The organism is Kitasatospora sp. NPDC034533 (assembly GCF_055575155.1).
In genome coordinates this window covers 150,246-170,199 of sequence record NZ_JBVITE010000009.1, presented here as the reverse complement: position 1 = coordinate 170,199, position 19,954 = coordinate 150,246, and the positions used below count along the sequence as shown (strand labels likewise).

Here is a 19,954-nt window from a genome sequence, read left to right as displayed (position 1 = left end):
CGCAGCGCGGCTAACCGCTGCGGGGGGCCGGAAACGCCCCGCCGAGGGGGAAAGTCACCCGTCCGCCTCCGGTGCGTCGTCCCAGCCGGGGGCGTCCCGGTCGTCGAGGCGCTCGCGCAGCCAGGCGAGGGTGGCGCTGAGCAGCCGGGAGACGTGCATCTGGGAGACGCCGATGCGTTCGGCGATCCGGGACTGGGTGCAGCCGTCCCAGAAGCGCAGTTTGAGGACGGTCTGCTCGCGTTCGGGCAGTTGGGCCAGCAGCGGGCGCACGGCCGTGCGGAAGTCGGCGAGTTCGATGCCGGGGTCGCAGCCGCCGAGCCGGTCGAGCAGGGCGCTGCCGCTCTCGTCGGTGTCCTGGTCGCGCAGCGCGTCCAGGGAGTTGGGGCGGTAGACCCGGCCCGCCACCAGGCCCTCGGTGGCCTGCTCGACGGTGAGGTGCAGTTCCTCGGCGATCTCCTCGGGCTGGGGCAGCCGGCCGAGTTCCTGCTCCAGGCGGTCCGAGCCGCGGGCGACGGTCAGGTAGAGCTCCTGCATGCTGCGCGGGACCCGGACCGGCCAGGAGGTGTCGCGGAAGAACCGCTTGATCTCCCCGGTGATGGTCGGGATCGCGTAGGTGACGAACTCGACGCCGCGCCGCGGGTCGTAGCCGTCGACGGCCTTGATCAGGCCGATCGTGCCGACCTGGAGGATGTCCTCCATGTCCTCCGCACGGTGGCGGAAGCGGGCCGCGATGAAGCGCACCAGCGGCATGTTGAGCTCGATGATCGTGCCGCGCACGTAGCTGTAGGCGTGGGACTCGCGGGCCAGCCCGGCCAGCCGGTCGAACAGCGCGTCGCTCAGTTCCCGGGCCTCGGACTTGCCCATCGCCCGCAGCTCGGCCGCCGTGGGCCTGGGGGGCAGGTCGGACGGCAGGGCGGCATCACGGTGAACGGTTTCCGGAAGGATGGACACTTGAACTTCTCCTGGGCATCGGGGTGAACGCCCTGGACCGGTACGAGCAGGTGCTCGCGCGTCGGGGGCTTCTGTCCCCCAGGACCTGTGCCCGGCTTCTTCAAGCGCGGTCCCGGTGGCACCCGGACCGGGTGCGGGAGCGGCCGTACGGCTCGTGGCCGCCGCATGGGTGTTCTACCCGACACCCGACGTGGAATTCATGTTTCACCCGTTTTTTTACGATTTGTCCCGGGTAGCCGTCGCGCTGTCGACCGGAGCACGGCGAGAGGCGGAGACGGAGGCGATCACCATGGCGGCACCGGACACCGGCCGCGACGCCCCCGACCGCCCCCGCCGCAGCGGCCGGCGGGAGTCGCCCGACGAACGGGCGGACCGCCGCTGGACGGACCTGCTCCAGGAGGTGCGGGTCGCCCAGACCGGCTCGCAGGTGCTCTTCGGGTTCCTGCTGAGCGTGGTCTTCATGCCCCGCTTCGCCCAGCTCGACGGGTTCGACCGGGGGCTGTACGTGACCACGGTCGTCCTCGGGGCGCTGGCGACCGGCTCGCTGGCCGCCCCGGTCGCCTACCACCGGATCTTCGCCGGCCACCGGCTGAAGCCCGAACTGGTCGACGCGGCCGCCCGGTTGGTGGCCATCGGCCTGCTGCTGCTCGCGCTGACCATCGGCTCGGCGCTGCTGCTGCTCCTGCGGGTGGCGACGGGCTCCGCGCTGTCCGGCTGGATCACCGGAGTGGTCATGTTCTGGTTCGTCTCCTGCTGGCTGCTGATCCCGCTGCGGCACCTGCACCGGTACGACGCCCGCAGCACCCGGCCGCCGGACGAGCCGGAGCCGGACCCGGGCGGCCCCGGGGCAGGTTTCGACGACTCCCGCCCGGCTAGACGCCAGCCATGACGATCCGCACCCGCCGCAAGCCCCGCACCGTGGTCATCACCGGCGCCACCGCCGGCGTGGGCCGGGCCTGCGTCCGCGCCTTCGCCACCGGGGGTGACCGGCTCGTCCTGGTCGCCCGCGGCCTGGCCGGGCTGCGCGCCGCCTCGGCCGAGGCCCAGGCCGCCGGCTCACCGGTGCGCACCATCCTGGCCGACGTGGCCGACCCGGAGGCCTGCGAGGCTGCCGCCGCGCGCGCCGAGGCCGAGTTCGGACCGATCGACGTCTGGGTCAACGACGCCTTCACCTCGGTCTTCGCGCCCTTCACCGAGATCAGCCCGGAGGAGTTCCGCCGGGTCACCGAGGTGACCTACCTGGGCTACGTCAACGCCACCCGCGCCGCGCTGCGCCGGATGCTGCCGCGCGACCACGGCACGATCGTGCAGGTCGGCTCGGCGATCGCCTACCGGGGCATCCCGTTGCAGACCGCCTACAGCGGCGCCAAGCACGCCATCCAGGGCTGGCACGAGGCGCTGCGCTGCGAACTGCTCGCCGACGGCTCCAAGGTCCGGGTGACGATGGTCCAGCTGCCGGCCGTCAACACCCCGCAGTTCGACTGGGTGCTCACCCGGCTGCCCGGCCGCGCCCGGCCCGTCCCGCCCGTCCACCAGCCCGAACTCGCCGCCCGCGCCGTCCGGTTCGCGGCCGACCACCCCGGGCGCCGGGAGTACTGGGTCGGCGCCAGCACCGCCGCCACCCTGATCGCCAACGCGGTCGCGCCCGGGCTGCTGGACCGCTACCTCGCCCGCACGGGCATCGACTCCCAGCAGGAGGACGAGCCGCCGGGCAGGAGGTTCAACCTCTGGACCCCGTCGGACGCCTCCGAGGACCACGGCGCGCACGGCCGCTTCGACGCCGAGGCCCGCGACCGCAGCGCCCAGCTGTGGGCCTCCCAGCACCACGGCCTGCTCACCACCGCCGCCGGCGCCGCCCTGCTCGGCGCCGCGGCGGGCGCCCTCGCCCGGAAGCGGTGACCTCCGGACCACGGCCATGGACCCGGTGGAGGCACTGCGGCGGATCGCCTTCCTCCTGGAGTGGAAGGGCGCCTCGCCCTACCGGGTGCGGGCGTTCCACACGGCCGCCGACGCGGTCCGCGACCTTCCGCCCGGCCCGGTGGACGCCGCCCGGGCCCGGTGCCTGCACGGCGTCGGACCGGTCACCTCCGAGGTCGTCGCCCAGGCCTCGGCGGGAGTGACACCGCCGTACCTGGCCCGGCTGGAGGAGGAGACCGGGCCCGCCGCCACCGCCGGATGGGACCTGCTGGCCACCGCCCGGGGCGACTGTCACCTGCACTCGGACTGGTCCGACGGCGGCCACCCGTTCGAGGAGATGGCCGAGGCCGCCCGCGCCCTCGGGCACCACTGGGCGGTGCTGACCGACCACTCGCCCCGGCTGACGATCGCCCACGGCCTCAGCCCCGAGCGGCTGCGCCGGCAGCTCGACGCGGTCGCGGCCTGGAACGCCGGGAACGGGCCCTTCCGCCTCCTGACCGGGATCGAGTGCGACATCCTGGAGGACGGATCGCTCGACCAGGAGCCCGAGTTGCTGGACCGGCTCGACGTCGTGGTGGCCTCCGTCCACTCCAAACTGCGCTCCGACCCGGACGCGATGACCGCCCGGATGCTCGCGGCGGTCCACGACCCCCGCTCCGACGTCCTCGGGCACTGCACCGGCCGGATCGTCACCGGCCGCGGCCGGCCGCCGTCCGGCTTCGACGCCGAGGCCGTCTTCGCCGCCTGCGCCGAGACCGCGACGGCGGTGGAGATCAACTGCCGCCCCGAGCGCCGCGACCCGCCCGACGAGCTGCTGCGCCTGGCCGTCGAGGCGGGCTGCCTGTTCGCCGTCGACACCGACGCCCACGCGCCGGAGCAACTGCACTGGTACTCCTCCGGATACGCCCGCGCGGCGCGCTTCGGCCTCGGGCCCGATCGGCTGGTCACCAGCTGGCCGCGCGAGCGGCTGCCGGCCTGGACGGGCCGGTCACCCGGCTGATCCCGGCGGCCAGGGAACCACCGGGCGGATCATCGGACGTTCCCGGCCCCCGCTCCGGCGAACGGGTGGTCCCGGCCGGCGATCCCCCGCCCGACGGCGTTGCGCGCGGGACGCGGCCACCGGCCGGACGGTACACCTGGGGCCGCTCGCCGCGAGGGCGGCGCTGTCGTGACGTCCGGGACGGGGGTGAGGGGGTGCGGAAGGTGGCCGAACTCCTGCTCTGGTGGGGGCTGTTGCTCCTGCTGAACACCGTGTTCATCAGCTCGGTGACGCCGCTGGAGGTGGCCGTGGGCGGCGGCGTCGCCCTGCTCGGGGCACTCGGCGCGGTCGCGGTCCGCCGCACCTCCGGCGCCGCCCCGGGCGGTGCGGCCGGCCTCGCGGCGGCGCTCTGGGCCTTCCCGTGGACGCTGCTGGCCGACACCGGCCGCCTGGCACGCGCCGTGCTCTCCCCCGCCCACCGCCGGTCCGGCTTCCGCACCGTCCGGCTCTCGCCCGGCACCGGCCCCGCCTGGGCCGCCGCACTGCTGTCCGCGACCCCCGGCGCCTACGTGGTGGACGTCGACGGCCAGACCCTGCTGGTCCACGCGCTCGGCCGGGAAGCCTCCGCCCTGGAGGGCGCGTTGACGGGCGCGGAGGAGTGAACGCCTGGCTGCTGGCCGCGGCCCTGCTGGCCGTCGGCGCGATCGCCCCGTGCCTGCTGCTCGGGCTGCGCGGCGCGGCGCCCCAGCGCCTGGCCGGGCTGAACCTCGCCGCACCGGCCACGTCCGTCGCCCTGCTGCTGCTCGCCCAGGGCTTCGGCCGCACCTCCTACACCGACCTCGCGCTCGACCTGACCGTGCTGGCGCCCGCCGGGGCGCTGGTGTTCACCCGCTTCCTGGCCGGCGAGGAGCGCTGATGGCGCGTCATGCCGTGGCGCTGGTCCTGCTCTGCGCGGGCACCGCCGCCCTGCTGCTCTCCGCCGTCGCGCTCGCCGTGCTCCCCGGCCCGTACCTGCGCCTGCACGCCCTCTCCCCCGCCGCCGCGCTCGGCGCGCCGCTGGTCGCCCTCGCCCTCGCGGTGGACACCGGGCCGGGCCGGGCCGCGGTCAAACTGCTGGTGATCGGCCTGCTGCTGGCGGCCGGCGGCACCGTCACCACGATGGCCGTCGCCCACGCCACCCACCGCGCCGACCCGGAGGACAGGACGTGACCGACGCCCTGATCGTCATCGCCCTGCTGCTCACCGCCGCCACCGCCACCGTGGCCGCGCTCACCCGCGACCCGGTCCGGCAGGCCGCCGTCCTCGCCCTGCTCGGGCTGAGCCTCGCCCTGCTCTTCACCGTGCTCCAGGCCCCCGACGTCGCGCTCTCCCAGCTCGGCGTGGGCAGCGCCATCACGCCACTGCTCATCCTGCTGACCGTCCGCCGGGTGCGCCGCGAGGAGCACACCGACGAACGCCCGGACCACCCCGAGTGAGCCGCGCCACCCGGCTCGGGCTCTTCCTGTTCGCGGCCTCCGTGCTGGCCGCCGCGCTGATCGCCGCCGCCGGCGAGCTGCCCGGCTTCGGGGGCGCCCGGCACCCGTACGGCGAGCGGGCGGTGGCGGCCGGGCTGGAGCGGCGGACGGCCAACATCGTCTCCTCCGTCAACTTCGACCAGCGGGCCTTCGACACCCTCGGCGAGGAGTCCATCCTGTTCGGCTCGGTGCTCGGCGCGGGCATCCTGCTGCGGCTGGCCCGGGACGAGCGCAAGCGCCGCGCCGCCGCCGAGCCCGTCCTGCCCACCACCCGGCTGTTCGGCGCCACCCTGCTGCCGGTCGTCGTCCTGACCGGCGGCTACCTCGTCGCCCACGGCGCGCTGAGCCCGGGCGGCGGCTTCCAGGGCGGCGTCGCGCTGGCCACCGCGCTGCACCTGGCGTACGTCGCCGCCGACTACCGGGTGCTCAAGCGGATCCGCCCGCTCGCCGCGCTGGACGTCTCGGACGCGCTGGCCGCAGGAGCCTTCGCCGCGCTCGGACTGATCGGGCTCGTCCAGGGCGCCGGCTACCTCGCCAACACCCTGCCGCTCGGCACCTTCAACCAGCTCTCCTCCAGCGGACTGGTGGCCGTGATCAACGCCGCCGTCGGCGTGGAGGTCGCCTCCGGCGTGGTGGTGCTGCTCGCCCACTTCCTGGACCAGGCCGTCGAGGTCGTCCCCCGAGGAGCGAAGTCATGACCGTCCTGCCCTACCTGGTGGCCGGCTGGGTCCTGCTCGCCGGGCTGTACGGCCTGGTGACCAGCCGCAACCTGGTGCAGGCGGTCGGCTGCCTGGCCGTCGCGCAGTCCTCGACGTACGTGCTGCTGCTCGCCGTCGGGTACCGCCGTGCCGCCACCGCCCCCGTCTTCTCCGACCTGCCGACCGACGCCCCGGTGGTGGACCCGGTGGTCCAGGCGCTGACGCTCACCGACATCGTGGTCGGCGCGACCGTCACCGCGCTGCTGCTCTCCCTGGTGATCCAACTGCGCAAGCGCCACGGCACGGTGGACCCGGAGGACCTCACCGGGCTGCGGGGGTGACGCCCGGTGCTCCCCGCCTCCGACCTGCTGCCGCTGGCCGTCGCCGTCCCGCTGCTGGGCGCGGCCCTCACCGCCGTCGCCGGCCGGTGGCTGCCGCGCTCCGGCCGCGACGCGCTCGCCACCCTGCTGGCCGCCGCCGAGGTCGGCTGCCTCGCCCTGCTGTGGGCCCGCACCAGCCCGGACGGCCGGGCGGTCTCCTGGCTGGGCGGCTGGACCCCGCGCGGCGGGCACAGCGTGGGCATCGTGCTGGTCGCCGACCGCCTCGGCAGCGGCCTCGCCCTGCTCGTGGCCGTCCTGGTGCTCGCCGTGCTCTGCTACGCCTGGCGGTACTTCGACGAGCCCTCGGGCGAGAGCGGCGGCCTGTTCCCGGCCCTGCTGCTGCTCTTCGAGGCCGGGATGTGCGGGTTCGCGCTCACCGGCGACCTCTTCGACGCCTTCGTCTTCTTCGAACTGATGGGCGCCGTCGCCTACGCCCTCACCGGCTACCGGATCGAGGACCCGCGCCCACTGCACGGCGCGATGGCCTTCGGGCTGGTCAACTCGGCCGCCGCCTACCTCTCGCTGGTCGGCATCGGCCTGCTCTACGCCCGCACCGGCGAACTCGGCCTGGCCCAGATCGGCGCCGAACTCGACCGGCTCGCCGTCCCCGGGCGCGGTCCGGACGCCCTGCTGGTCCTCGCCTTCGTCCTGGTCCTGGCCGGCCCGCTGGTCAAGGCCGCCGCGGCGCCGTTCCACTTCTGGCTGCCGGACGCCCACGCCGTCGCCCCGAGTCCGGTCTGCATGCTGCTGTCCGGGGTGATGGTCGAACTCGGGGTGTACGGCGCGGCCCGGATCCACCGGGTGGTCTTCGCCGGACCGGGAGGCCTGCCGGACGCCGTCGTCCGGGACACCCTGATGGCCGTCGGGGTGCTGACCGCGCTGGTCGGCGCCGTGATGTGCTGGCAACAGCGGCACCTGAAGCGGATGCTGGCGTTCTCCACGGTCGCCCACACCGGGCTGTTCCTGATCGGCGCGGCCCTGCTCGCCCCGGACGGCCTCGCCGGCACCGCGGTGTACGTGGCCGGCCACGCGGGCGCCAAGGCCGCGCTGTTCGGCCTCACCGGCGTGCTGCTCGACCGGTACGGCTCGGTCGACGAGCACGGACTGTACGGCCGGGCCCGCGAACTTCGGGCCACCGGGCTGCTGTTCGCCCTGGGCGCGCTGGCCCTGGCCGGACTGCCGCCGTTCGGCACCGGGCTCGGCAAGGCCGTCGCCGAGGAGGCCGCCGGGCAGCGGCTCGGCTGGCTGCCGGCGGTGTTCGTGCTGGTGTCGGCGCTCACCGGCGGCGCGGTGCTGCGGGCCGGCCTGCGGGTCTTCGGCGGGATCGGCGCGCCGCCCCGGGAGCACCCCGAGGTGGCCGCGACCACCGGCGAGGGCGAGGAGCCCGAGATCCGCGAACCGGGCCGGCGGCTGCCGCCGCCGATGCTCCTCGCCCCCGGACTGCTGCTGGCCGGCTGCCTGGCCGTCGGCGTGCTGCCCGGCGTCGGCCGGGCGCTCGCCGCGGGGGCCGCCGCCTTCACCGACCGCGGGGCCTACCTCGCCGACGCCCTCGGGCAGCCGGCCGCGCCGCCGGCTCCGGTCCCCGCGCCGGAGGCTTGGTGGACGGCCTCCGGCGCCGGCCTCGGCGTGCTCTCGGCCCTGCTCGCCGCCGGCTTCGCCGCCGCCGCGCTGCGCCGCGCCCCCCGGCGCGGCACCGGCCGCCTGCACCGCGCCGTCGTCCTGCCGCTGCGCCGGCTGCACTCCGGCCTCCTCGGCGACTACGTCGCCTGGCTGGCCGCGGGGCTCGCGGCCCTGCTGGTCACCCTCACGGGGCTGCTCTGACGGCTGTGGCGCCCGCCGGGTCCCCCGGCCCCGCATCTCCGCCTTCCGTTTTTGACGCACCATCATCTCCGGCCCTGCACTGGACTCCCCGAGCGCCGGAGGACCCGCATGCCCTGCTTCCGGCGCGATCGGACCGACCGGACCGGCCCGATCGGCGACTGCGGCCAGGCTTGCCCCATGTCGGGTCTCCAGGACCTGCTGGTCCACACCGTCAAGGTCACCGACCAGTACGCCGTGAAGGCCCGCGCGGCGAACCGATCCCGATCATGTCCCCTGAACTTGGCGGCACCACCCCAGACTTGGCGACCCACGAGGCCCCTCCCCCGGCTGCGCTACTCCACGCCACCGCCCTCGGCGACCGGCGCGTTGCACTCCGCCCCGGCCGTGAACAACCACGCCGAGGCGCCGAGCACCAGCCACCTCAAAAACCCTCCGGGCAGCCGACAGCACCGCACAAGCCACCCCGAATGCCCCGCCCTGCCCACGCGCAGGGCCCACCCGCCACCATCCACGGCCCCAGCTCCCGCACCTTCCGCCGCCCCCACCGGACTTGGCGACCCACGAGGCCCCTCCCTCGCTACTTCACGCCCCCGCCCTCGGCGACCGGCTCGCTGCACTCCGCCCCGGCCGTGAACAACCGCGCCGAGGCGCCGAGCACCAGCCACCTCAAAAACCCTCCGGGCAGCCGACGGTGCCACACAAGCCACCCCGAACGCCCCGCCCTGCCCACGCGCACGGCCCCCGCCACCATCCACGGCCCCAGCTCCCGCACCTTCCGCCGCCCCCACCGGACTTGGCGACCCACGAGGCCCCTCCCCGGCTCCGCTACTCCACGCCCCCGCCCTCGGCGGCAGGGGCGTTGTACTCGGCGAGGGTCTCGCGGGTGAAGCCGAAGAAGTACGTCGCCAGGAAGCCCGCCAGGTAGCCCGTCAGCAGGCCGCCGCCGTAGACGGCGGCGCTCGCGAGCAGCCCGTGCGGGCCGGCCAGCAGCGGGAAGAGGGCCCAGCCGGAGGGCCCGATGGCGGTCGAACCGACGGCGTTGCCGAGCTGCCCGGCGACGCCGATGAAGGCGCCCCCGGCCGCGCCGCCGACGCAGGCCGTGACGAACGGGCGCCCCAGCGGCAGGGTGACGCCGTACACCAGGGGCTCGCCGACGCCCAGCAACCCCGCCGGGAGGGCGGAGCGGATGGTGGCCCGGATCGAGGCGTTGTGGCGCAGCCGCAGGTGGACGGCCACCGCGCAGCCGACCTGGCCGGCCCCGGCCATCGCGAGGATCGGCAGCAGGACGGTCGAACCCTGCTGCTGGATCAGGGTGGTGTGGATCGGGATCAGCGCCTGGTGGAGCCCGAGCATGACCAGCGGGAGGAAGAGGCCGCCGAGCACCAGCCCGGCGAGCAGGCCGCCGTGCGCGAGCAGCCAGGTGGCGGCGTGGCCGATGCCCGTGGAGATCTCCCCGGCGACGAACATCAGGCCGAACAGCGCGGCCAGCCCGCCGAGCAGGACGGTGACCGTGGGGGTGACCAGGACGTCCAGGGCGTCCGGCACCAGCCGCCGGGTCCAGCGCTCCAGGTGGACCGCCAGCAGTGCGGCGCCGAGCGCCCCGATCACGCCGCCCTGCCCGGGGGTGAGGTGGTGGCCGAAGACCTCGACCTTGGCGACTCCCGCGTAGACGATCACGCTGGCCACGGCCGCGCCGAGGACGGGTGTGCCGCCGAACTCCTTGGCCGTGTTGTAGCCGACGAAGACGGCGAGCAGGGACATGAATCCCGAGGAGACCGGCCCGAGGGCGGTGACCAGCGCCGGCGCCCAGCCGAGGTTGGCGAGGGCCCCGGCGAGGCCGGCCACGATCCCGCACCCGATCAGGGCGGGGATCAGCGGGACGAAGACGTCGGCGATCCGGCGCAGCGCCAGCTTGACCGGGGTGGCGTTGCGCGCCCGGGCCCGTGCCCGGATCCTTTCGCCGCGCCCGGCGAGCTGCTCGGCGGGATCGGCGGCAGGACCGCTGCCGGGTTCGCCCGCCGCCCCGGCGCCACCCCCGCCGCCGGTCCCGCGCTCGGCCTCCGCGCCCTCCAGGAGCCGCCGCAGCTGCGCGGTGACCCCGGCGACGGCGGCCGGGCCGAGGACGATCTGGTAGGTGTCGTCCTCGACCGTGCCCAGGACGGCCGGCAGCGCCCGCAGCGCCCCGGCGTCGACCAGGGCGCGGTCCGCCAGCCCCAGCCGCAGCCGGGTCATGCAGTGGGCGACCGAGCGGATGTTGGCGGCGCCACCGACCAGCGGGAGGATCGCCTCGGCCACGGCGCGGTTCTTCTCGTCCGACATGACGGGGGACGTACCCGGGTGCTCCCGGGGCTCAACCGCCGTCGCGCGTCGCGGCGCCGAGCCGGGCCGCCGCCACCGCCGGGGAGCCGGTGCCGCCGTCCGCCCGGTCCGGGAGCGGGTCGTCGTCGGAGAGCCCGGTGCGCACCCGGTGCACGTAGCGGTCGATCAGGTGGCGGAGCACTCTGGCGGTGGCGGCGACGTCCGCTTCGGGGACGCCGTCCAGCACGTCGGTCAGGCTGGCGATGTTGGCCTGTTTCAACCGGTCGAGCAGGTCCCGTCCGTCGGCCGTGATCGCGACCCGGCGGGCCCGTCGGTCCTGGGTGTCCTGGGTGCGTTCCACCAGCCGCTGGCCCTGGAGGCGGTCGATCTGCCGGGTCACGTGGGAGGACTTGACCATCAGCCGGGCGGCCAGGTCGCTCACCCGGCTGGGGCCTTCGGTCTCGACGAGCGCGCGCAGCAGGTAGACGTCCGAGCGGGCGGCCGTGAGGCCGGCTTTCGCCATCCGGCGCTCGTGCTCCTGTGAGCGTGTCAGCAGGTAGGCGAGGCTGGCCAGGACGTCCTCCAGTCCGTCCAGGCCTCCCGGGGCGGGGGCGGTGGTGAGGTCGTCTTCGGCATCTTCTTCGTCCGACATGGGGGAACTGTAGCGATCCGGGACGGCCGTGACAGCAACGGGGAGTCACGAACCGATTTCGGACAGATTCGGCCGACGCCCGGCGCACCCTTCCGCCGCCACGGAACGCGAGTTAGCGTGACGGTCAGTTAGTTGCTTTGGGCACGTAAATACGATCGCCCAACTCCCGGAAGGGGATCGACCGATGACCACCGCCGAGAAGGCCCCGCGCTTCACCCATCCCGCCGCCCGCGGCACCTGTCCGTTCGCCCCGCCGGCCGCCTACGAGCAGGCCCGGCACGAGGAGCCGGTCAGCCGCGTCTCGCTGTGGGACGGCTCCACCAGCTGGCTGGTCACCCGCCACGAGGACATCAAGGCAGTGCTCTCCGACGCCCGCTTCAGCTCCGACTCCACCCGGCCCGGCTTCCCCTTCGTCAGCGCGGGCGCCCGGCAGCTGAACACCGGTCGGCCCACCATCATCCGGATGGACGAGCCCGAGCACTCCCACTACCGCCGGATGCTCACCGGCGACTTCGTGATCAAGAAGGTCGAGGCGATGCGCCCGCGGATCCAGCGGATCGCCGACGACCTGCTGGACCGGATGACCGAGGGCCGCTCCGAGGCCGACCTGGTCCAGGAGTTCGCCCTGCCGCTGCCGTCCCTGGTCATCTGCCTGCTGCTCGGCGTCCCCTACGAGGACCACGAGTTCTTCCAGGACTGCAGCCGCGTCCTGCTGCGCCGCGCCTCCACGCCCGAGGAGGTCATCGCGGCCCAGGCCAAGCTGGTCGACTACCTCGTCCAGCTCACCGAGGCCAAGCGCACCCAGCCCGACGACGGCATCCTCAGCCGCCTGGTGGAGCGCGGCGAGCTGAGCACCGAGCAGATCGGCGCGATGGGCCGCCTGCTGCTGGTGGCCGGACACGAGACCACGGCGAACATGACCGCGCTCTCCGTCCTCGCACTGCTGCGCAACCCCGGCCAGCTCGCTCATCTGCGCGAGCACCCCGAGGCCGTGCCCGGCGCGGTCGAGGAACTGCTGCGCTACCTGACGATCGTGCACTCCGGCCTGACCAGGGTCGCCACCGAGGACGTCGACCTGGCCGGCGAGCGGATCCGGGCCGGCGAGGGCGTCATCTGCATGGTCAGCACCGCCAACCGGGACGAGCGGGAGTTCCCGGAGGGCGACGAGCTCGACGTGACCCGCGACGCCCGCCGCCACCTGGCCTTCGGCTTCGGCCACCACCAGTGCCTGGGACAGCCGCTCGCCCGGCTGGAGCTCCAGATCGCCCTCGCCACCGTCCTGCGGCGGCTGCCCGGACTGCGCCTGGCGGTGCCGTTCGAGGAGGTCCGCTTCCGCGGCGAGATGCTCGTCTACGGCGTCCACGAGCTGCCGGTCGCCTGGTGACCGCGCTCCCCCGCACCTGACCCCACCGATCCAGCCGTCCCGCACCGGAGTCGACACCGGTCGGGGCCGTCCTGAAGGGAACACCATGCACATCCGGATCGACCAGGAGAAGTGCTGCGGCGCCGGCCACTGCGTGCTCGCCGCCCCCGAGGTCTTCGACCAGCGCGACGAGGACGGCGTGGTCGTCCTCCTCGACGCCGAACCGCCCGCCGGGCTCCACCAAGCCGTGCGGGACGCCGCCGCCGTCTGCCCGGCCTCGGCGATCCTGCTGGAGCAGGCGTGACCGCTCCGCGGGACGTGGCCGTGGTCGGCGCCGGCGCGGCCGGACTGCACGCCGCCGAGGCGCTGCGCCGCTCCGGCTACGACGGCCGGCTCACCCTGATCGGGGCCGAGCCGGAGCCGCCGTACGACCGGCCCCCGCTGTCCAAGCACCTGCTCGGAGGCGAGTGGCAGCCCGACCGCCTGGCCCTGCGCGGCCCCGAGGCGCTGGTGGAGCTCCGGCTCGACCTGCGCCTCGGGGTCCGGGCCGAGCGGCTGGACCGCCGGGAGCGGGCGGTGGCCCTCTCCGACGGCGGGCGGGTCCGCTGCGACGCCGTCATCGTGGCCACCGGCGTCCGTCCGCGCCGCCTGCCCGGCGCCGAGGCGCCGCTGCCGGGGGCGCACGTGCTGCGCACCCTCGCCGACGCCCTCGCCCTGCGCGAGGAACTGCGCTCCGGCGTAAGGCTGTTGGTGGTCGGCGGCGGGCTGCTCGGCGCCGAGGCGGCGGCCACCGCCGTCGGCCTGGGCGCCGAGGTGGTCTGGCTGACCTCCACCGCCACCCCGCTGGCCGCCGTCCTGGGCGCCGAGACGGCCGCGCTGCTGGCCGGCCTGCACCGCGCCCACGGGGTGCGGCTCCACCGGGGCACGGCCACGGCGCTGCTCGAACGGCGCGGCCGGGCCGCCGGTGTGCGGCTGGCCGACGGCTCCGAGCTGGCGGCCGACACGGTGCTGATGGCCGTCGGGTCCGAGCCGGCCACCGAGTGGCTGGCCGGCAGCGGTGTCCCGCTGGACGACGGCGTGGTCTGCGACGCCTACTGCGCCGCCGGCCCCGGCGTCTGGGCGGCCGGCGACGCCGCCTCCTGGCCCGACCCGCGCACCGGCCGCCACCACCGGCTCGAACAGCGCACCAACGCCACCGAACAGGCCATGCACGCCGCCCGGAACCTGCTGGCCGGCCCGGGCGGAACCCAGCAGCCCTACCGGCCGGTCCCGTACCTGTGGACCGACCAGTACGGGCTGCGGATCCAGGCCTTCGGCCGCCCCGGTGACGCGGACCGCTTCGAGCTGGTCGACGGCAGCCCGGAGGAGCACCGCTTCGCCGCCGCCTGCGTCCGCGACGGCGTGGTCACCGGCGCCGTGGGCATCGCCTCCGCCCGCGCGCTGCGCGACCTCCGCGCCCGGGTCGCGGCCCGCGCTCCGTGGCCGCCCGTCCCGGCCTGACCCCTCGCCCGGCGCCGGCCGTGGTCGGCCGGGCCGAGGCCTACCGGGTACCGGCCGCTTCGAAGCCGGCGCCGAAGCCGCTCCCGCCGGCCGGCGCCGACCGGACGCGCCGCTCCGGACACCCCGTCCCTCCCGCGCGAAGGGCCTGTCCGCCACCATCCGCGGACAGGCCCCGACCCGAGCTTCCGTCCTTTCCGTCGTCCCACAATCCACGAACCACGACCCACAGCACAGGGCAGGGCCTCCTGGTCTCCCGGGCGGGATTCGAACCCACCCGGGCCGCCAAGAGGCCCTGCTGCACTGTCCCGGCCGTTTCCGTGGCCTCCCGGTCGAGACCCTGCTCGACCGGGCCGCCTCACGGAGGTGGCGGCGACGGTTTCCCGTCCGGAGAAGACGAACCCGTCAGGCGTCCACGGTCTGGGTCTCCCGCGGCGCGGCGGCCGTGACCTCCGGGGTCTTCGCCGGCCGGTCGGCGAGCTTGAGCCAGACCACCCCGGCGATGATGACGGCCAACCACACGGCCTGGACCGCGTTCAGGCGCTCGTCGAAGATGACGGGACCGAGCAGCGCCGCACCGACGGCCCCGATGCCGGCCCAGACGGCGTAGCCGATGCTGACCTCGATGGTCCGCAGCGCCGCGCTCAGCGCCCAGAGGGTCAGGAGGAAGAAGACGACGGCGACCAGTGACCACGTGAGGCGGGTGAAGCCGTGGCTTCCGCCGACCGCGAGCGCGTAGCCGATTTCGAAGCCGCCGGCGAGGAGGAGCATGATCCAGGAGTTGGCGGAGGTGCGACCGGTGTCGGACATGGTGTGCGGATCCTTTCGAGGGGATGGTTCGGGGAGGGAGCGGGGAGCGAGCGGGACCGTCAGGCGGCGCCGCTGAGCTGGAGGCCGACGACGCCGGCGATGACCAGGGCGATGCCGACGGCCTTGCGCCAGTTCAGGCGCTGGCCGAAGAGCAGCGCGCCGAGGAGGGTGATGCCGACACCGGCGACGGAGGTCCAGATGGCGTAGCCCACACCGACGTTGAAGGTCAGGAGCGCCTTGCTGAGGAAGAAGGTCCCGAGGGCGCCGGTGATCAGCGTCACGGCGGTCCACTTACGGTTCTTGAAGCCTTCGGCCTTTCCGGCCGCGATCGCGACGGCGATCTCGAAGATGTCCGCGATCGCGAGGTAGAACCACTGCATGACATTGTCCTTTTCGTTCGTTGAAGGTCAGCGTTTCGGGGGGGGGGGGGGGGGAGAGAAACGGCCCGCCGTGAATCCGCGGTACCGCAGGAAGGTGCGAGGGGAGTGGCGGAGCGCCGGCCTGCCGGGGCGCCCTGGGACCGGGGGACGCGGTCCGTGCGGCTCGCGATCGGCCGCGCTCGGGTCAGGTCAGCACCCGTCGATTCCGCAGGCGGCACCGTAGGTGACCGCCTCGGCCTGAGCGTCGAGCACGGCCTTGCGGATCTGGGCCGCGGAGGGGACGCCTTCGATGCGGTGGCGTCCGCCGACGATGATCGTGGGGGCGACGGAGATGCGGTACGCCTCGGCGATCCGCAGTGCCTTCTGATGGGTCTCGGTGTAGGTCCCGGCGGTCAGCGCCTCGGTGAAACCGGCACTGTCCAGGCCGAGTTCGGAGGCGATGTCGGAGAGGACCTCCAGCCGGCCGATGTCCCGGTTCTCCTGGAAGAAGGCCCGCAGGACCCTCGGGGTGTACTCCGCGGCCTTGCCGTGCTCGGCCGCGTACTGGTAGCCCTCGAAGGCCAGCCGGGTGTAGGGCTGCGGGGAGACCGTGGGCAGGGTGATGTCCACGCCCATCCTCCGGGCCATCGGGTAGACCGACCGCGCCCAGATCGCCGGCAGGTACGGGTCCTCCGGACGCAGCGTCGGGGTCGGGTGGGGCCGCAGCTCGAACGGCATCCACTCGATCTCGACGTCGAGGTCGCGGGTGGCCTCGTGCAGCGGGCCCTCGGCCAGCATGCAGAACGGGCAGACGTAGTCCGACCAGACCTTGACGCTGACCTTCTCGATCGCCGTCCCGGTCATGACCGCCCCCGCTCCATGGCGAGGAACTCCTCGAACGGCTTCGTCCCCTCCGGGATCTGCAACCAGGTGACCTTGACCGGCCAGGTCTCCGGGTCCTCGGCGAAGATCGAGTACGAGCTCGTGTAGTCGAACCCGTACTGGGCGGCCGTCTTGCGGTCGACCACGTTGACGATGTGACCGACGTTGAAGTACAGCGAGGCCATGTAGCACAGGGCGCACGGCTCGCCGGAGGCGATCAGGGTGGCTCCCGCGGTGGCGTGGAGCCCGTACTTGGCGGCCGCCTCCCGCAGCGCCGTCACCTCGGCGTGCGCGGTGGGGTCGTTGTCCTCGCGCACCCGGTTGACGCCGGTGCCGAGGATCCGGCCGGCGTTGACCACCACGCCGGAGAACGGGATGCCGCCCTTGGCGACGTGTTCGCGACTGATCCGCACGGCCTCACGGGCGTACTCGGTCAGCTCGCTCTCTGAAAGATCGGAATAACGCATCGTCACTCCCCTACTCAGACCGCGGCCGGGGTGTGGACGGTGGGCACCGTGCCATCGGACATGGAGCGTCCCCCAGCAGTTGCTTGCTTGTATGTACATGCTTTCCTGGCCCACAGTCAGGCCGAAGCTGATGAGTAGAGCTTGCATGAACAAGCATCCTGCTGTCAATCGCTACCGCGCAGGACTTCCATCGGCGCTGGCCGTCGATGCTCCCCGGACACGCAACCGCGCCCGTCGGCCGCCGTGGTGACGGCTCGACAGGCGCGGGAAGCGGGTCCGGTGGACGCCCCTCCTCCTTCGGGGCGCGCGCCGGAACGGCGGGCTCAGACGGCGACGGGGTAGCTCATCTCCTCCTCCCCCGCCCACGGGCCGCGGGACACCAGCGCTGGCCCGGACGGACCGTCAGTTGCCGTACGGTGGCCGGAGCGACGGTCCCGCCGGTCCGGATCGGCCGCCAGCCGGCTGTAGGCGAAGGCGGCCGAGACCAGCGCCATGTGGTGGTGCCACCCCGGGAACGAGCGGCCCTCGAAGTCCCGCAGGCCGAAAGCCCGTTGGAGCACGCTGACGGTCTCACCGGTCGCCGGGTGCCGTTCCGCGTACTCCAGGAGTTCGTCGACCGGCCGGCGCACCATGTTGGTGATCCACAGCCGACCCGGATCCGGCGCGTATCCGTCGGGCTGGGTGAACAGGCGGAACGGCCGTGGCCGTTGATCGGCCGCGACGGCTCCGGGCACCTGCACCAGGCCGTCCCGGACGGAGGCCCAGCCGGGCCTCGCGGCGATCGGACGCGCCTCGGGGCACCGCTCGCTCAGCACCCGCGCCATGGCGGCGGCCGGCCGGCGGGGACCGGAGGGGCCCCGCTCCAGCAGGGCCAGCGGAAAGCTGTCGGGAATCGCCAGGAGGAAGTCCAGTTGACGCTTGATCAGGCCGTCGACGAGCCGGCGCGAGTCCATGTAGCCGTCGAGGTCGGCGACCACCGGAACGGGCTCGTAATCCGAACGCCGCACCATCTGGTCGATCGAGTCGAGGAGTTGCTCCTCGGCGGAGGACGTGGCCGTCCGTGGGACGCGGGCCTGCTCGCGCAGCGGGCCCCGGGCCCAGGGTTCGGGCAGGAACAGGCACCAGCCCACGGGGAACTCACCCTCCTCCGTCGACATGAATACGGCTGTTCCCATTTGGCAGTTGACGGTCCGCCCGGTCTGCGGAATGAATCGGCGGTGCACTCCGCACGACTTCTCACCGCGCTTGGGCAGGACGACGGGAGCGGCCGTCCACGCCCGCGGCCGGACGCGGGCCTCGACCCACTGGCGCAGCTGGTCGCAGACCGGCTCCCACTCCCAGGGGCTCTCGTTGATGAACTGGTGCAGGGCCTGCGACGCGGTCGGGGAGTCGCTGGCCACGGCCGCCAGCCGGCGGATCGACTTCTTGCCGGGCGTCCTGAGCAGGCCGTGCAGATACGCGTGCGCCCACCTGCGCTGGTCAGCTCTGCGTAAATGGCCGAAGAGCTGGTCCGAGAACTCGGTGACAGGGTCCCATTCCCTCATAGCTTCCCTCCCGTGTGGCGGCTGTGGACGTCAAACAGGTCAACCACAATAAATATGAGTACAGTCTTTTTTCGGAGGGAATGTGATTCCTGTCGCCACTTCGTCAACTCCGCAGGTTAACCATGTTGCGACGTAAGTGATTTGTGAGGAAAGTGGGAGAGGAATCGCCCGGGCCGGGCGCATCGCCGGTGTTGTCGGCAGCGCGCACGCGAACGGCCCGTACGCGATGCGCACGGGCCGGGCCCATGGGGGTGCCGCTCGATGCCGGGACGCCGCCCTGGCGGTTGCCATCGGGATCCCCCCGCACAACCGGCCCAGGGGCCGTCGTGCCGGTCCACGGGGCCGCGGGGCGGGGCTCTCACGGGACGGCACGAAGAAGGGGCGGGGCACGGTGTCCGCCTCCGGGTCCACCGGAGGCGACATCACCCTGCCCCGCCCCGAGAGCGGCGGGCCCGCACCCCGGGGGTGCGGTGGATCCGGCCGCCCGTGCGTGCCGCCGGGTGTGCGGCGGCCCGTCCCGTGGCCGGATCCTCCGTCGGGCCGGTGGCGAAGGGGCGCCGACCGGATTTCCCGACGGAATCGGACGAGTGGAATGGCGGCGATCGACACGGGCTCCGGATCGGCCGGATCCCGATATGAGCGCGGGGGGGCTGTACGAAGGGGCTTCACAATTCGCGAACGCGCGCTGCCTTCACGAGTGCGCGGGCGCCATCGGAGCGCCGGCGGGTGCGTGCTGTCCGGGGAGCACCGACAGGTCCATACCATTCGGCCCGCCGTCCACCGCCGACGAATCGAACGCGGTGGGCGCCGCGTCGGCCCCGCGGGCTCCGTGCCGGAAGTCGTACCGCAGGAAGTCCTGCAACCGGTCCGTGCGCCGCGGGTGCCCCTTGATCAGCACCATGCCGTACAGGTTGTCGCCGTCCTCGCGCCAGCAGACCAGCGGGATGCGGTAGGTGTCGCCCTCCGGCGTCCCGAACACGGCCTCGTAACCGCGTGCGTCCAGCAGGGTCATCAGGAGCCGTCCTTCGGGCTCAGGGCGAACAGGTGGCCGTAGTCGGTGATGCCGTGGGCGGTGTCGGCCGCGCCGGCGAGGTGGAGGGCGTGCCAGAGGATCACCTGGTTCGCGGTGACGACGTTGAAGCCGAGCTCCGCCTCCAGCGGGTTGATGGTGCCCACCGCCCGGATGCCGTTGCCGGCCACCAGGACGGCCTCCGGCCGGTGCTCGGCCACCGTGGTGCGGATCCATGCGGACAGGTTGTCGGGGGTGATGGCCTTCTGGTCGGAGGGCAGGCCGCAGGGGCCGTGGTAGACGACGTCGTAGCCGAACTCCCGGAAGTAGTCGGCACCTTGGCCGGAGAGCTTGTCGTCGAACCACGGCGGGTTGACCACCGCGATCCGGCGGGTGCCCAGGGCGTCGAACGCCGCGCGGGCGGCCAGGGTCGTGCCGGTGATCGGCAGCCCCCGGGTGACGGGCCGCAGCCGCTCGTACAGCTCCGCCTCCCCCTGCGCCTTCAGCGCGTAGCTGGAGGAGGTGAACGCGAGGGTCAGGGCGTGCAGCGGGGAGGCCGCCAGGAGCTCCACGGCGTTGTCGAGGTACGGGGCCGCGACGAACGCCAGGACGGGGTCGTGCGGGATCTTCTCGTCCATCTCGCCGCCCGCGCGCATCGCGGCGAAGTGGGTGCGCGATCCGTGGATGGACACCGAGGCGGGGGCGATGGCCTGCAGTTCGGCCTCCGGGCCGACGTCGGCGTGCGGTACGACGACGCCGATGCGGGTCGAGGCGTCCCATCCGTCCACGGGCGAGGGGGTGCTGGTCATGGGA

The 19,954-nt window shown here is 74.0% G+C and carries 23 protein-coding genes; 13 read left to right on the top strand and 10 right to left on the bottom strand.

The window, feature by feature from the left end:
- Positions 1–54: 54 nt before the first annotated feature.
- The gene (locus tag ACZ55U_RS09680; protein ID WP_465524257.1) at positions 55–951 is read right to left on the bottom strand and encodes a SigB/SigF/SigG family RNA polymerase sigma factor; all 897 of its coding nucleotides are present in this window, start codon (positions 949–951) and stop codon (positions 55–57) included.
- Between the two features lie 289 nt (positions 952–1,240).
- On the opposite strand from ACZ55U_RS09680, the gene ACZ55U_RS09675 reads away from it, so the two are divergent.
- From ACZ55U_RS09675 to ACZ55U_RS09630, 10 genes are all read left to right on the top strand, one after another.
- Positions 1,241–1,840, top strand: a complete 600-nt coding sequence (locus ACZ55U_RS09675; protein WP_465524255.1) for a DUF6328 family protein — start codon at positions 1,241–1,243, stop codon at positions 1,838–1,840.
- Positions 1,837–2,850 (top strand): SDR family oxidoreductase, encoded by a 1,014-nt coding sequence (locus ACZ55U_RS09670; RefSeq protein WP_465524253.1) that lies wholly within the window; start codon positions 1,837–1,839, stop codon positions 2,848–2,850. Before ACZ55U_RS09675 ends, ACZ55U_RS09670 begins: the two co-directional genes overlap by 4 nt.
- A 16-nt stretch (positions 2,851–2,866) precedes the next feature.
- Complete coding sequence (locus ACZ55U_RS09665; protein ID WP_465524251.1) at positions 2,867–3,868, top strand: PHP domain-containing protein; 1,002 nt, start codon at positions 2,867–2,869, stop codon at positions 3,866–3,868.
- 203 nt (positions 3,869–4,071) lie between these two features.
- Entirely contained in the window at positions 4,072–4,509 is a 438-nt protein-coding gene (locus ACZ55U_RS09660) for a Na+/H+ antiporter subunit E (RefSeq protein WP_465524249.1), read from the top strand.
- Positions 4,506–4,763 carry a monovalent cation/H+ antiporter complex subunit F gene (locus ACZ55U_RS09655; protein ID WP_465524247.1) on the top strand — a complete coding sequence of 86 codons (258 nt, stop codon included), beginning with the start codon at positions 4,506–4,508 and terminating at the stop codon, positions 4,761–4,763. Before ACZ55U_RS09660 ends, ACZ55U_RS09655 begins: the two co-directional genes overlap by 4 nt.
- The gene (locus ACZ55U_RS09650; RefSeq protein WP_465524245.1) at positions 4,763–5,056 is read left to right on the top strand and encodes a monovalent cation/H(+) antiporter subunit G; all 294 of its coding nucleotides are present in this window, start codon (positions 4,763–4,765) and stop codon (positions 5,054–5,056) included. The genes ACZ55U_RS09655 and ACZ55U_RS09650 overlap by 1 nt, the downstream gene beginning before the upstream one ends.
- Positions 5,053–5,322 carry a Na(+)/H(+) antiporter subunit B gene (locus ACZ55U_RS09645; protein ID WP_465524243.1) on the top strand — a complete coding sequence of 90 codons (270 nt, stop codon included), beginning with the start codon at positions 5,053–5,055 and terminating at the stop codon, positions 5,320–5,322. Before ACZ55U_RS09650 ends, ACZ55U_RS09645 begins: the two co-directional genes overlap by 4 nt.
- Positions 5,319–6,059, top strand: a complete 741-nt coding sequence (locus ACZ55U_RS09640; protein WP_465524241.1) for an MnhB domain-containing protein — start codon at positions 5,319–5,321, stop codon at positions 6,057–6,059. The genes ACZ55U_RS09645 and ACZ55U_RS09640 overlap by 4 nt, the downstream gene beginning before the upstream one ends.
- On the top strand, positions 6,056–6,400 hold the full coding sequence (locus ACZ55U_RS09635; protein WP_465524239.1) for a sodium:proton antiporter: 345 nt from the start codon (positions 6,056–6,058) through the stop codon (positions 6,398–6,400). Before ACZ55U_RS09640 ends, ACZ55U_RS09635 begins: the two co-directional genes overlap by 4 nt.
- A gap of 6 nt (positions 6,401–6,406) precedes the next feature.
- A complete protein-coding gene (locus ACZ55U_RS09630) occupies positions 6,407–8,260 on the top strand; it encodes a complex I subunit 5 family protein (RefSeq protein WP_465524237.1) in 1,854 nt (617 codons plus the stop codon).
- 825 nt (positions 8,261–9,085) lie between these two features.
- Here the strand turns inward: ACZ55U_RS09630 and ACZ55U_RS09625 are convergent.
- Complete coding sequence (locus ACZ55U_RS09625) at positions 9,086–10,579, bottom strand: PTS transporter subunit EIIC (RefSeq protein ID WP_465524235.1); 1,494 nt, start codon at positions 10,577–10,579, stop codon at positions 9,086–9,088.
- A 31-nt stretch (positions 10,580–10,610) separates the two neighbouring features.
- Entirely contained in the window at positions 10,611–11,210 is a 600-nt protein-coding gene (locus ACZ55U_RS09620; RefSeq protein ID WP_465524233.1) for a MarR family winged helix-turn-helix transcriptional regulator, read from the bottom strand.
- A 184-nt stretch (positions 11,211–11,394) separates the two neighbouring features.
- Here ACZ55U_RS09620 and ACZ55U_RS09615 point away from each other — a divergent pair, with 184 nt between their 5' ends.
- The 3 genes from ACZ55U_RS09615 to ACZ55U_RS09605 all read left to right on the top strand — a co-directional run bounded on the left by ACZ55U_RS09615 (position 11,395) and on the right by ACZ55U_RS09605 (position 14,073).
- On the top strand, positions 11,395–12,594 hold the full coding sequence (locus ACZ55U_RS09615) for a cytochrome P450 (RefSeq protein ID WP_465524231.1): 1,200 nt from the start codon (positions 11,395–11,397) through the stop codon (positions 12,592–12,594).
- An 85-nt stretch (positions 12,595–12,679) separates the two neighbouring features.
- Positions 12,680–12,877, top strand: coding sequence for a ferredoxin (locus tag ACZ55U_RS09610; RefSeq protein WP_465524229.1), 198 nt, complete (start codon positions 12,680–12,682; stop codon positions 12,875–12,877).
- On the top strand, positions 12,874–14,073 hold the full coding sequence (locus ACZ55U_RS09605; RefSeq protein ID WP_465524227.1) for an NAD(P)/FAD-dependent oxidoreductase: 1,200 nt from the start codon (positions 12,874–12,876) through the stop codon (positions 14,071–14,073). The genes ACZ55U_RS09610 and ACZ55U_RS09605 overlap by 4 nt, the downstream gene beginning before the upstream one ends.
- Positions 14,074–14,475: 402 nt before the next feature.
- On the opposite strand, the gene ACZ55U_RS09600 is transcribed toward ACZ55U_RS09605, so the two are convergent.
- From ACZ55U_RS09600 to ACZ55U_RS09570, 7 genes are all read right to left on the bottom strand, one after another.
- Positions 14,476–14,880 (bottom strand): DMT family transporter, encoded by a 405-nt coding sequence (locus tag ACZ55U_RS09600; protein ID WP_465524225.1) that lies wholly within the window; start codon positions 14,878–14,880, stop codon positions 14,476–14,478.
- Between the two features lie 59 nt (positions 14,881–14,939).
- Positions 14,940–15,260 (bottom strand): DMT family transporter, encoded by a 321-nt coding sequence (locus tag ACZ55U_RS09595; protein ID WP_380702463.1) that lies wholly within the window; start codon positions 15,258–15,260, stop codon positions 14,940–14,942.
- 189 nt (positions 15,261–15,449) lie between these two features.
- Complete coding sequence (locus ACZ55U_RS09590; RefSeq protein ID WP_465524223.1) at positions 15,450–16,103, bottom strand: DsbA family oxidoreductase; 654 nt, start codon at positions 16,101–16,103, stop codon at positions 15,450–15,452.
- The gene (locus ACZ55U_RS09585) at positions 16,100–16,588 is read right to left on the bottom strand and encodes a nucleoside deaminase (protein ID WP_465524221.1); all 489 of its coding nucleotides are present in this window, start codon (positions 16,586–16,588) and stop codon (positions 16,100–16,102) included. The genes ACZ55U_RS09590 and ACZ55U_RS09585 overlap by 4 nt, the downstream gene beginning before the upstream one ends.
- Before the next feature lie 323 nt (positions 16,589–16,911).
- Positions 16,912–18,132 carry an IS701 family transposase gene (locus ACZ55U_RS09580; protein ID WP_465524219.1) on the bottom strand — a complete coding sequence of 407 codons (1,221 nt, stop codon included), beginning with the start codon at positions 18,130–18,132 and terminating at the stop codon, positions 16,912–16,914.
- Between the two features lie 691 nt (positions 18,133–18,823).
- The gene (locus ACZ55U_RS09575) at positions 18,824–19,144 is read right to left on the bottom strand and encodes a DUF6253 family protein (RefSeq protein WP_465524217.1); all 321 of its coding nucleotides are present in this window, start codon (positions 19,142–19,144) and stop codon (positions 18,824–18,826) included.
- Positions 19,144–19,950, bottom strand: coding sequence for a maleate cis-trans isomerase family protein (locus ACZ55U_RS09570; RefSeq protein ID WP_465524215.1), 807 nt, complete (start codon positions 19,948–19,950; stop codon positions 19,144–19,146). The genes ACZ55U_RS09575 and ACZ55U_RS09570 overlap by 1 nt, the downstream gene beginning before the upstream one ends.
- Positions 19,951–19,954 lie beyond the last annotated feature (4 nt).